Below are 12,437 nucleotides of genomic sequence, written 5' to 3' on the forward strand. Positions count from 1 at the left end.
TTTAAGCACAGTGGATATCATGCTGCTTGAAATTGCCTTATTAATTATAGTGTTGTGGGACGCCTATTTTTTCTTTAACTACATAATTAGCTTATTGCGGAATTACAGAATTAAAGAATGGGCTCCACTCGTAACCATAATCATTCCAGCATATAACGAGGAGGGAACCATCAAAGACTCAATAAAATCTGCACTTTCTCAGGATTATCCAACCTTAGAAGTTATTGTGGTTGATGATGGAAGCGAAGATAAAACGTTCGAAACTGCAAGCTCCATAAAGGATGAACGCCTAAAAGTTTTCAGAAAAAAACATGAGGGGAAGGCCAAGGCTTTAAATTTCGGATTAACCAAAGCCCAAGGAGAAATAATAGTAACAACAGATGCAGATACAGTATTGGACAATTCTGCAGTTAAAGAATTGGTAAAGCGATTCTATGATGAGGGTGTTTTAGGTGTTGGTGGACAAGTTAGAGTTTTAGTCAGCTCCTTTTTAGAAAGAGCCCAAGATGCTGAACATCTGAGAATAGCAATGTTCAGAAGAGCCAAAGAGCTTGAAGACTTAAGCGTGGCTCCTGGTCCTATAAGTGCTTTTAGAAAGGAAGCTCTGGAGAAGATAGGTGGCTTTGTCAAGAGTAGAGTTGAAGATTATGCAACCACGAGGGAAATTAAAAAATTTGGTAAGGTAGTTTATGCTCCAAAAGCCAAAGCATACACAAAGATGCCAAGTTCATTAAAAACGCTTTGGATTCAAAGGAGAAGATGGTTTTTGGGAGATTTGATGCACCTGGGAGGAGGATTCTCGAAGGAATGGACATTTCTAATTCTAAGCGACATTATAGCCCTTTTTGATGTGCTTGTGCCCCTCCTCCTGATGATTCGTAGAAATTGGCCCCTGCTTGCGGCATTCATGGCTTTTGAAATTATAACAATGCTGATCCCGACATTAATAGAAGGAGGAGGCATGATAAATGCTCTTTTATTCCCAATATTCTTATGGTTCTGGGCACTGTTCTACTTGACATTGCACATCCATGGATATTTATGTCTCCTAAAATCGAGAATTGCACAACGTTTTCCCCCTTTTCTCAGCCGTAAAGCTTAAAAACTCCACAACTTGTCTATATAGTCTATATAGAGCACTATAGAATATAGAGGTGATTGCATGGAGTGGACAATAATTGCAGCAGGATTTTTTATGGCGTGGAGCATAGGAGCCAACGACAGTGCAAAAGCTGTTGGAATTGCTGTAGGATCAGAGATTTTAAACTTTAAAAGGGCAGTTTTTTTGATTGGAGTGTTTTCCCTCTTAGGAGCATTTCTCGGCAGTTCAAATGTTGCCCACACAGTGGGTAGCAATATTGTACCAGATTTTGATATAAGCTATATTCCATTTGCGCTGTTGGCTTCTGCTCTGGCTGTAACTTTCGCTTCGCTCAGGGGTTTACCTATCTCAACCACTCAGTCAATCATAGGAGCAATCGTCGGAATTGGAATTTATCAAGGGGCTAATGTAAACTGGGACGTCGTTTTAAAAATAACCATGGCATGGGTAGTTTCCCCAATAGTAGCAGCCATATTATCCATTTTGGTCTTTGCCATATACGGGAGGATTATAAACTACATCTCAAAAATTTACGAGATTGAAGTTCTCTACAGATGGATGATAATTTTAAGTTCTGCCTACGCCTCCTTCAATCTTGGAGCAAACGAACTCTCAAACGTAGTTGGCCTCTTAAAATATTCAACCAGCATTGAGGACAATACATTAAAGATGATACTCGTGCTGGCATTGTTCTTTGGAGCCCTCACTTTCAGCTATGATGTGCTGATGACAATTGGAAGAAATTTGACCCAGCTTGATCCCTTAACAGGATTCTCAGCTCAATTTGGCTCCGCCTTAGCTGTGACATCAGCAAACATAATAGGACTCCCCGTAAGCTCTGGCCAGGCAATTATTGGAGGGATTATAGGATTGGGACTCCTGAAAGGACAGAAAATCAGCAAACGTCTTACCTTAAATATCGTAAAAGGATGGATTTTGGCACCTTTGGTTTCTTGTTTATTGACTTTGTTATTTATCAAAATTTTTAGTGTTTTGCTAATGCCATTTTAAACGATTACCAAAAACCATTGCAAGAAACACTTCAAGAGAGTACTTCGGAATACCTTTTAAACCACATCCCGTATTAGCTTTTGGTGTTGAGAAATGTTCAAGTTTGAGGTAAAAGCGAGAGACGCTGCTGGCAGGATTGGAAGGCTTGAAGTTAATGGAAAGAAAATTGAAACTCCAGCCATCATGCCCGTGATCAACCCAAAACAGCTCGTAGTGACCCCAAAAGAGCTGAGAAAGATGGGATTCCACATAATAATTACAAACTCGTACATCATTTACAGGGATAAAGAGCTGAGACAAAAAGCTCTTGAAATGGGAATTCATAAGCTTTTGGACTACGACGGCATAATTGAAGTTGATTCCGGCTCATTCCAGCTCATGCGCTATGGAGGAGTTGAAGTCACAAACAGAGAGATCATTGAATTTCAGCATAAAATCGGTGTAGATATTGGAACATTTCTTGATATTCCCACAGTTCCAGACGCTCCAAGGGAAAAAGCTGAAGAAGACCTGAGGATAACCTTGAAGAGAGCTAAGGAAGCTGAGGAGATAAAGCAGATTCCGATGAACGCAACGGTTCAAGGCTCAACGTACCTCGACTTAAGGACTTATGCTGCCAAGAAGCTCAGCGAGATGAACTTTGAGATTCATCCAATCGGGGCGGTTGTTCCTTTGATGGAGTCCTACCGTTACAAGGACTTAGTTGACGTTGTTGTCGCTTCAAAGCTCGGATTGAGACCTGACAGACCCGTTCATCTCTTCGGCGCTGGGCATCCGATGATATTTGCCTTGGCTGTTGCTATGGGAATTGACTTGTTTGATTCGGCATCATATGCCTTGTATGCAAAAGATGACCGCTACTTAACTCCAGAAGGGACTAAGCATCTAAGTGAGCTCGAATACTTCCCATGCTCCTGTCCAGTCTGCTCCCGTTATACACCCCAAGAGCTTAAGGAAATGCCAAAAGAGGAAAGGGTTAAGATGCTTGCACTCCACAACCTCTGGGTGATTAGAGAAGAAATCAACAGAGTAAAGCAGGCAATAAAGGAGGGAGAACTTTGGAGGTTAGTTGATGAGCGCTCAAGGTCTCATCCAAAGCTTTTCTCTGCGTACAAGAGGCTGCTTGAGTACAAAGACTATCTTGAAGAAAATGAGCCAATAACAAAAAGCTCGGCTTTCTTTAAAGTTAGCGAAGAAATAATGGGAACACCCATAGTCTGGAGAGCCAAGCAGAGGGCTGAAAGGGTTAAGCAGAAGTTCTCTGAAACTATAAACCATCCAATCTTTGGTGAAATTCCAAAGTATTTGGGCTTGAGCTATCCTTTTGCCCAGAGTGAAGGAGAAGAAGAATTCACAATTGAGAAGCCAAAGAAAAACAAGGCAAGGCTCTACATCCAAGCTGTGGCAGAATACCAATTTGGCGAAGGGGCTGCTGAAGCTTTCAAAGATGCATTTGTTGAGCTGTCAAGGAAGACAGGAATGCCGAGGCAGATAAAAGCCAAGGGCAAGCATTTAGCAACATTTAGAGCTGAAGATGGATTGTTGACACTTGGAATTGAAGGGGCAAAGAGGCTTCACCAGATTTTACCTTATCCAAGGATGAGAGTCGTTGTCAATGAGGATGCAGAGCCTTTTGCAAGAAAAGGAAAGAACGTCTTTGCAAAGTTCGTGATTGATGCTGATGAAAATATAAGACCCTATGATGAGGTTTTGGTTGTCAACAGAAACGATGAGCTTTTAGCCACTGGACAGACTCTGCTCAGTGGAAAAGAGCTTAAGATATTCCAGCAAGGGTTGGCTGTAAAGGTAAGGAGAGGAATTGAAAAATAATCACTCCAAAGGCGACCTTCCATATTTTATGAAAACCCTCAGCTCTTTGTTTTTCCTCTTTAAGTAGTTCATGAGAGCCTCAAGCTCCGCCTTGAACATCCTCTGCTCAATCTTTACTCCCTCATGCGCTCTCTGAAGAGGCCTTATATACCCGCTGCTCTCATGCCAGAGGAGCTTTCCTATGAGCTCATCGTCGATTGTGCGGTTAGATTGAAGCAGATATATGACTCCACCCTTCATTGTCCTGATGTAAGCTGAGGGAACTCCTTTTTCTATGAACTCCTGAACAGTTGGGAAGTATTTTCTTAAAACCCTTGGCAGACGATGAGCTATTCTCTTTCTCTCCTCGATTTTCTCCGGGTCATAAATTACGTAATAACCTGGAAGTTCTTCTCCATAAACCTTGAGCAGGTAAGCATCAAGGAATGAAACATCAACAGCACTGATGCCAAATTTTGAAGTAATTTTTCTGTTGTAAAAGCTCTTTGCTATGTATATAATCTCCTTCTGGAGAAGCCTTTCGAGAGAGTAGAGATATTCAAGGTAACCCAGAACGACGTGGATGGTATTCTTGGCATCTTCGAGGGTTAAAGTTTTTGGCTCAGTATATTCTTCCAGCCTCTCTGCAATTTTTATGATTTCATCTTGAGGCGTGTTGGTTCTTAGAGCATCCCTTAACTTCTTTAATGCCCCATCATAGTTGACAACTTCTTTACCTTCCATTGCTTTGTAAAATTCCGAATAATCCTCTATGACATCATCTGCTAATATAACTCCCCTGTAAAGCTCTCTTTTTTCCTTTAAGCGCCTGGATAAGTCATGATAATGATAATCGAGCCTATCAATGAAGTCCTTAATAAGGTCTTCGAGCATCTTATCTCCTAATGTCTCCATTACAGTAGTTATACCCCTCACGCTCTCCGGATAAACTGGAGGTCTCGTTAAAGAACCTGTAAGGGTTCCGTCCATCAAAATCATGTGCTCTTCAGTCCCAACCAGAGCACCAAGCTTGTTCTCAAGAGTTTCCATCTGCAACCTGATTATCTGGTCAGAGATTCCATGATTGTAAATCATGGCATTGGTGTAAACCAAACGTGCGCTCTTGCCATTACCAAAGGCAAAGGATGCAACGGTGTAGATTATCGTTCCGCTTAGCCTTGCCTTACCTTGACTGCCATCAACAGCATAAACTTTGCTCTCTTTCTTTTCTGGCAGAGGTTTCCACTCAATCTTCCCACTTAAAACATTTTCAGCCTCTCTAAGCTCACTGATGAGCATGTTGAGAATTTTATCCGCTTGATCCTTTGAAATTAGGCGATACATTCAGCTCACCTCGACCTCTTCCACTCTTGAAACCCCATTCTCAAGTCTAACCCTAATGACCCTGTCCGCGGCATCCTTGAGCTCCTCGTCGTGAGAAACTATGATCACCTGCGGGATTTTTCTAAGGTAGCGCTCCATTATATCAACAAGCCTCCTCCTTCTCTCATCATCAAGATAGGGCGTCGGCTCGTCCATTATAAGTAAGGGGATTTCTCCAGCCAGATACAAAGACAGAGCCAGTCTAAACGCCAGTCCAAGGGCTATTCTTTCACCACCACTTAAGAATGATAAATCCCTTTCCTTTCCATCGTAAATAACGCCAAGAACAACCTTGTTCTCCTTAGCCTTCACAGTTATCCCTGAATACTTCTCCTCTGTTAGCTCCTCAAAGATTTCACTTGCATATTCTCCAACTTTTGCCAAAGCATCTTCCTTAAGAATATTCTTGAACATTCTGACTTTTTCTCTCAGCTTTTGAACTCTCTCACGGGCTTTCTTTAAGTCTTCAAGCTCTTTTCTCTTAATTTTAACGTTTTCCTTCTCATTCCTTAAGTTCTCTAAGTTTTTAATCAGCTCCTCTTTCCTTTTTTCAAGATTTTCAAGCTCAGTTTCTGCCTTTACAAGTGCCTCCCTCTTTTCAATGTACTCTTTTCTAACTCTTTCATGTTCATCTTTACTGTAATCCTTTTCAAGCTCTCCTAACCTTTCTTTTATCTCAGAAAGAGCTTTTTCCAGTTCAGCTTTTTTCTCTTTGAGGGCTTCTAATTCGTTCTTGTCCCTTTGAAGACGTTCTTTTTCAGCCTTGAGTTCTTTCTCCGAGTTCAAGAGCTTTAGGTAGTTTTCATAAATGGGTTTCAACATTTCAATCTCGGCTTTTAGAGTGTTGATGCTCTCAAATCCAAGATTCTTAAGTTTAGCTTCATACTCATATAGATTGGCTTTGATTTCCGAAATCTTTCTCTGCAAATAGGTTTTCTTCTTCTCCAAGGCAGCTTTTTTCTTCAGTTCATCTTGAATGCTCCTCAATCTTCCCTCAAGCTTGTTCTTCTCAGCAGAGAGGTTTTCATACTTCTCAACTTTCTCCTCAAGCTCCTTGAGGTTAAATTTAGAAAGCCTCTTTTCATGTTCTTGCATTTGATTGAAAATCTCCTCGTTAGCTATAACCTCCTTCTCCTTTTTCAGTATTTTCTCAATCTTTACAAGCTCAGCTCTGAGTTCTTTTTCCCTCCTCATAAGCTGCTCCATCTCTTTTGCATAGCTCTCGATTTCCAGAGTATATTTTCTAATCAAATCCTCCCTGTGATTCTCCGTTAGTTCAGTTCCACAAACTGGACATTTGCCCTTAGCTTTCCTGAGCTCCAAAATGGCTTTGTTCTTCTCACTTGTGGCGTTTTTTAGCTCTCCCTTTTTCTCTCCAATTTCTTCAATCTCCTTAAGGATTTCCTCTTTCCTCTGCTTGGCGTTTTCAATTTCAGCTTTGAGCTTTTTAAGTGCATCTTCACTTAAGCTAAGCCTTTTTCTGAGGGATTCAATCGTCTTTTTAATTCTTAAGGCTTCATCATACTGCTTGACATATTCCTCCAGTTCTCCAAGCTGTTCGTCAATTTCGGATATCTTCTCTTGTAATCCCTCAAGTTCCTCCGCCTTCCCTTCCAGCTCCTCGAGTCTTTCCTTGATCTGAGCTATCTGACCTTCATATCTCTCAACCTCTTTTTCTGCTTTGGCTTTTATCTCGCTGTACTCTTTGTAAAACTCTTCAAGCTCTTTGTACCTTTCTGCTTTGGGCTTAATTTTCTCAAGTTCTTTGACCTTTTCATCAAGTTCTTTAACTTTTAACTCCCTCTCAGCTATGGAAGCAACGAGGGAGTTTATCTTTGCGTTTAGTCCTTCAAGGGATTTCTCAATCCCAGACTTGCTTTCTTTCAACTTCTCAAGCTCCCCGGCAAGTTTGTCAAGCTCGTCTAATTTTTTCTCAAGCTCTTCAACTTTCCTTCTAAGTTTTGGAATTTGAGGAGAAAGCTCATTTATCTGCTTAATAACACTGCTTAGTTCTTTCTCGGCATCTTTAATCATCTCATCTATGTTCTTCATCGCGTTCAAGTATTCTTCAATTCCCTTAATTTTGGAGTCTATCACTTTTCTGACCTCAAGGAGGTTTTTGTATGCGTTTTCGTATTTATCAAGCCCTAACACTTTCCTCACAACTTTCTCTCTGCTTTCATCACTCTCAAGTATTGCATCAATCTCTCCCTGTCTTATGTAAATTGCATTGACAAAAATGTCATAAGGAATAAGCCTTTCCATCCAGTCTCTCACAGCCTTTTGATTAGCCTCGGTTACATAGTGCCAAGTGCCGTCATAGTACTTAGCAAAGGCGATGCCCCTCGTTATGTTGCGGTGAACTTGATATTTCACCCCATCTTTTTCAAAGAATATCGTTATCTCTGTGCTTTTTCCATTAACACGGAGGAAGCTGTCCTTTTTTAAGTCTTTAGGCTTTGCAGGCCAGTATAAGCCAACGAGTATCGCATCAAGCAGGGAGCTTTTTCCAGAACCATTTTGACCTATTATCAGGTTTATTCCAGACGTAAAAGTTACTTTAGTAAATTCATGAGAGCGGAAGTCTCTCACAATGATTTTTTCAATTCTCATATTCTCACCCCTTCAACCAAGCCAAAATATCAGATTTTTTCTTTGGAGGAACTTTTTTCACTTTTTTCTCAGTTTTTTGGATCTTTACTTCTCTTTCCACCTGTGGCTCTGTCTTTTGGAGCTTTTCTTCTGTCTTTTCCTTCTCAACGACATTCTTGTCAGCATTAGTAGAATCTTCTATGCCCTCCAAGATGAGCTTTATTATCTCATCGAACTCCTCAAAGTCCTTCTCTCCAACTCTCTCAATTACCTTAAGTTCCATAGGTGTGAAAAACTCGCTTGCAGTTGTCCCTTTTGCCTTCAAGAGAGAAACTCTACCGAACTTTGTCCTTATATAAAGATATTTAACCTTGAAAACATCATGGAGGAAGGAAACGTCAAAAGGCTTTTCCCATTCAATATGGACTCTTAAAAATGCTTCATTCGGTATCTTTGCCGCTAACCTTTTCAGCTCCCTTCTCGCAACACTTTCATTTGCCTTTATCCTAACATCATAGAAAGGTCTGACGTCCAATTTAATGAACTTGGGCTTAAAGTCTTCAACTATTAAAAAGCCCTTGTCCTCTCCAGCTTGAGGTAGAAACTTATTTCCATCCCACCTATATCTGATCTCATAATCCCCAAAGTCCCACCTCTGCAGTGAACCGGGATAAGCTACGATGCCAAGACCCCTGCTCGTCTGCCACCTCTTGTGTATATGCCCCATTGCATAATAGAGAAAACCATCTGGCAGGTCCTCAAGGCTTATCTCAAAGTAATCTCTCTGGGTTTCAAGATAAAGCTTGTCCATCATCTCCTTTATCCCCTGATGGAGCATCAGTATGGCATCTCCACCTGGCTTGAAATAATCGCTGAGCTTATTTCTCTCAAACCATGCGGCGCTCATGAACTTCATTCCATAAATCTCAATGCTCTTATTCCCTTTCTCAAAAACTCCCCTGACAATTAATTTTCCATTGACTTTTTCTGTAGTTTGGTATTCATTCTCCTTTTTCTCCTCGCTGAATCCAAGAAGATGAATCAATCCCAAAGACTCAAGGAGATGATAGGCGGAGATTCTCTTCTGGGTTCTGTCATGATTTCCTTCAACGGCAAAAACTGGAATGTTATCTTCTTTCGGAATCGACAAAATATCAATAGCATCTTTAATGGTCTGGGGGCTTGGATTACTCCTGTGGAATAAATCTCCAGCTATCAAAATAAAATCAACTTTCTCCTCAACTGCTTTTTTTATCGCCATTTCAAAGGCTTCTCTGAACTCTTCAGCTCTATAGGGCAAGCGATACTGCTCAAACCCAAGATGGGCGTCAGCAATGTGGGCAAATTTAAAGGTCATACTCTATCCCCTCATCCTCATAAATCTGCTGAATTTCCCTCTCCCTTTCTTCTTCCTCAGCCCTCTTGAGCCATCTTGAGACGACCCCTATATCCTCACCACCGTAATCTCCGCCTTTAGATTTGAAGTTGTGTATTTTGACCAGAGCGGGCAAAGCAATTGCTTGACCAACTATCACAGCCTCACCTTTACCGAGAGAGGCTATATCTGAGAGCAAATCAGAGCTCAGCTGTTCACTCGCTTTGAGAACATAATCTTGGTCTTTTGGATTCACAATCCTCAAAATTATCTTCGTGTTTGTTTGACTCAAGACATCCTCATTCAGCTTATTTGGTCTTTGGGAGACTATCCCCAACCCTACACCGAATTTTCTGCCTTCCCTTGCAATCCTGCTTAAAATTCTCACAGCGTCATTGTGCTCTCCTTGCGGAGCAAAGATGTGAGCCTCTTCCACAATCAGAAGGATTGGTTCAGCAAGGGCTTTGCTCTTAGCCTCAACATCCCTCATAGTTTTTTCAAGCTCCCTCATTTCTTCCTCAAGCTTTGAAGTTCTGGCAACTCTGCTTTCTCTCAATTCTTCCTTTATGCGTTCAAGCTTCTTCCTTGCTTTTTCGTAATCCACTCTCGCCTCAAATATAGCATGCAAAAGCTTACCAACGACAACTTTCATCTGCCCCTCATCCAAAGGACCTAAATCAATGACATTTGCTTTACCCGGCTCAATTTGGGAAATCAAATCCTCACTCGTCAATAATGCTCCATAGTTTCTCAGGAATCTTCTGATTCTCAGGACAACTCCCCTTAAAGTATCAACTCTCTCCGACTTGAGCTCCTCAGTGAGGTAACTCTGCTTTGCTCCATCCCAGTACCTTGCCTCCTTGTGTCTTATCCAATCGCCTATCACATCCATAAGCTTTTCGATAATCTCCCTGCCGCCAAGATTAGGATAGTCATGCTTAACTGTTTCCCAAGCCTTAGCTAAGAACTCTCTCTGAATTGTCGCATTCTTTGCAACCTCGATCAAATCAGCCAGTTCTTCACTGTCCATCTCCTCTGGTCTTATTTTAGCTTCAATTATCTTGACATACTCTTTTCCAGTATTTGGAAGCTTTAGCTTAATATAATCCCCATGAGGGTCAAGAACAACAACGGTACCTCTAAGCTTTTCAACAATCTGGCTAATCATCACAGCCACAGTATTTGATTTACCAGCACCCGTAACAGCCAAAACTGCAAAATGCCTTGAAACGAGCTCATCAGCATTCAGATAAATTGGAACACTTTCTCTCAAAAGAAGATTTCCAACCTCTATGTATCCAACTCCGGGGTTATATATTGCCCTGAGAACTTCGTCGCTTAAACGATATACTTTCCTACCATTAGGAATGGGCACTCTATTTGGCAAAACCTCAACTTTTTCTCCATTAATTTTAATTTTACCAAGGATTCTTACAGTAGCTATAAGTTCTTCATTAGCTTCAATACTATCCCCATACTGTTCTAAATCCAATTGAAGAGCATGATAAGTGCTTTTTCCTCCGCTGAGAAGCCAGTTTATATTTTCGAGCTTTCTGATGTTGCCAATGACCCACTCTCCCTCTCTATTTTGGGCAACAACGAATTCTCCGAATCGTAATTCGGCATCAGGCTGAGCAGAGAACGTGTAGTTTGTGACAGTTGCCTCTCCTCTGACTATACCAACGACCTCTTCTGTTACTCTCATATTATCACCATCTCATAATTACTCCTGACGTGAATATAAATCTTTGTCAATAGACAAAAGGAGAAATCAGCCAGGAATCCGCTCATCATCTTTTCATCAGGATCAAGGGCACTCATCACTGAGCATAGCTCTTCATGGAATCTTTTAAATCTTGCTCCCAAAATGTTAAAAGTTCTTGGGGAGTAAATTAAAACATGAGTGCATCTTCAAGAGACCTGCCACAGATGAAAAGAATTCCGCTGAGCTTAGTTGTAATCAGACCTGCAAAGCTTTTTGATTTACCCGAAATAGTTAGGATTGAGCATCAATCATTCAGAGAGCAGTACCCGAGGGGACTCTTTATGATGTTCTTAGAAAACAACCCAGACACTTTTTTGGTCGCTGAGTACAATGGAAAAGTTGTGGGCTATGTTATGGCATATCTAAAGCCAGATTTGGAAGGACACGTGATGAGCATAGCCGTTGATCCCCTTTACAGGGGAAACGGGATAGGTAAGGCTTTGATGATTTCAGTTATTAACAAGCTCATAGAAAGAGGAGCAAAGTATATAGGATTGGAGGTTAGGGTAAGCAATGAAAGGGCTATAAAGCTTTACGAAAGGCTTGGATTTAGGAAGGTGAAGAGGATCATCGGCTATTACTCAGATGGAGAGGATGCGTACTATATGGTTTTACCAGCGAACGAATGGAGGGAAGGGAATTGAAGGAACCAATAGCCTTTTATCTCAGTGGAGAAAGGGTTTTTAGTGAAAGGGAGAAGGCAATAAATCAGTTTTACAACAAGCGGTATTTTGGAGAAGTTGTTAATGGGAAACTCTTCTTATCCTTGATTGAAGCCGCGTATTTGATGGACAGAGGAAAGATTAAGGTGTTCGACGGGAACAAAGAACTAAGCCTAAAAGAGCTTTTTGATTTGGGAAGGAAGAAAGACGAGCAGTTCGATCTGAAGTTTTTAGTGTACAAAGATTTAAGAGATAGGGGGTATGTTGTAAAAACTGCCCTCAAATACGGCTCTCATTTTAGAGTTTACCGCAAAGGCATGGAGGAGCATTCAGACTGGCTTGTTTGGGTTGTGAGTGAAAACCAAAAGATGTTTCCAAACGACCTAACGGCAAGAGTTAGAGTCGCACATGGAGTGAGGAAGAAAATGATCATGGCGGTTGTTGATGAAGACAACGACATTGTGTACTATCAAATTGAAAGGGTGAAGTTTTAAAGTCAGATTTTAAGCTCTCCAAACTCCCTTTTTAGGAGGCTGAGCTCTTTTTCATCAAAGGCATCCATCTTTATTGGGACCACGACGATCGTGTTGTTCATGAGGGCATGATCCTCGCATGTCTCGTATTATTAATCCACATTACGGGAGTCTTTTCGGTTTCCATTGGTGTTCTTTAAAGAACTCAGCCGAAATTTTAACTGCGGCATAACCACTGAGAAATTTTTGAGAATGGGTAGATTTT

At 41.1% G+C, this 12,437-nt stretch carries 9 protein-coding genes; 5 read left to right on the forward strand and 4 right to left on the reverse strand.

Annotated elements, in window-relative coordinates; all coding sequences use genetic code 11:
• The first annotated feature begins 19 nt into the window (after positions 1–19).
• The 3 genes from VFC49_RS02680 (at position 20) to tgtA (ending at position 3,943) form a co-directional block, all read left to right on the forward strand.
• A complete protein-coding gene (locus tag VFC49_RS02680; protein WP_324736069.1) occupies positions 20–1,102 on the forward strand; it encodes a glycosyltransferase family 2 protein in 1,083 nt (360 codons plus the stop codon).
• Positions 1,103–1,162: 60 nt separating this feature from the next.
• On the forward strand, positions 1,163–2,113 hold the full coding sequence (locus VFC49_RS02685; protein WP_324736070.1) for an inorganic phosphate transporter: 951 nt from the start codon (positions 1,163–1,165) through the stop codon (positions 2,111–2,113).
• Between the two features lie 93 nt (positions 2,114–2,206).
• Positions 2,207–3,943, forward strand: coding sequence for a tRNA guanosine(15) transglycosylase TgtA (gene tgtA / locus VFC49_RS02690; protein WP_324736071.1), 1,737 nt, complete (start codon positions 2,207–2,209; stop codon positions 3,941–3,943).
• Here tgtA and nurA read toward each other — a convergent pair whose 3' ends face one another.
• The 4 genes from nurA to herA are packed head-to-tail and all read right to left on the reverse strand — an operon-like array spanning position 3,944 to position 10,977.
• Complete coding sequence (gene nurA / locus VFC49_RS02695) at positions 3,944–5,266, reverse strand: DNA double-strand break repair nuclease NurA (RefSeq protein WP_324736072.1); 1,323 nt, start codon at positions 5,264–5,266, stop codon at positions 3,944–3,946.
• Positions 5,267–7,918 carry a DNA double-strand break repair ATPase Rad50 gene (gene rad50 / locus VFC49_RS02700; RefSeq protein WP_324736073.1) on the reverse strand — a complete coding sequence of 884 codons (2,652 nt, stop codon included), beginning with the start codon at positions 7,916–7,918 and terminating at the stop codon, positions 5,267–5,269. It lies immediately after the preceding gene.
• Positions 7,919–7,922: 4 nt separating this feature from the next.
• Positions 7,923–9,254, reverse strand: coding sequence for a DNA double-strand break repair protein Mre11 (gene mre11 / locus VFC49_RS02705; protein WP_324736074.1), 1,332 nt, complete (start codon positions 9,252–9,254; stop codon positions 7,923–7,925).
• Positions 9,244–10,977, reverse strand: a complete 1,734-nt coding sequence (gene herA, locus VFC49_RS02710; protein WP_324736075.1) for a DNA double-strand break repair helicase HerA — start codon at positions 10,975–10,977, stop codon at positions 9,244–9,246. Before herA ends, mre11 begins: the two co-directional genes overlap by 11 nt.
• Before the next feature lie 194 nt (positions 10,978–11,171).
• Between herA and rimI the strand changes: the two genes are divergently transcribed.
• Positions 11,172–11,681, forward strand: a complete 510-nt coding sequence (gene rimI, locus VFC49_RS02715; RefSeq protein WP_013467194.1) for a ribosomal protein S18-alanine N-acetyltransferase — start codon at positions 11,172–11,174, stop codon at positions 11,679–11,681.
• Positions 11,663–12,193 (forward strand): tRNA-intron lyase, encoded by a 531-nt coding sequence (gene endA / locus VFC49_RS02720; RefSeq protein ID WP_324736076.1) that lies wholly within the window; start codon positions 11,663–11,665, stop codon positions 12,191–12,193. The genes rimI and endA overlap by 19 nt, the downstream gene beginning before the upstream one ends.
• The last annotated feature ends 244 nt before the right edge of the window (positions 12,194–12,437 follow it).

The sequence above is a fragment of the Thermococcus sp. SY098 genome (assembly GCF_035621495.1).
Lineage (GTDB): Archaea > Methanobacteriota_B > Thermococci > Thermococcales > Thermococcaceae > Thermococcus_B.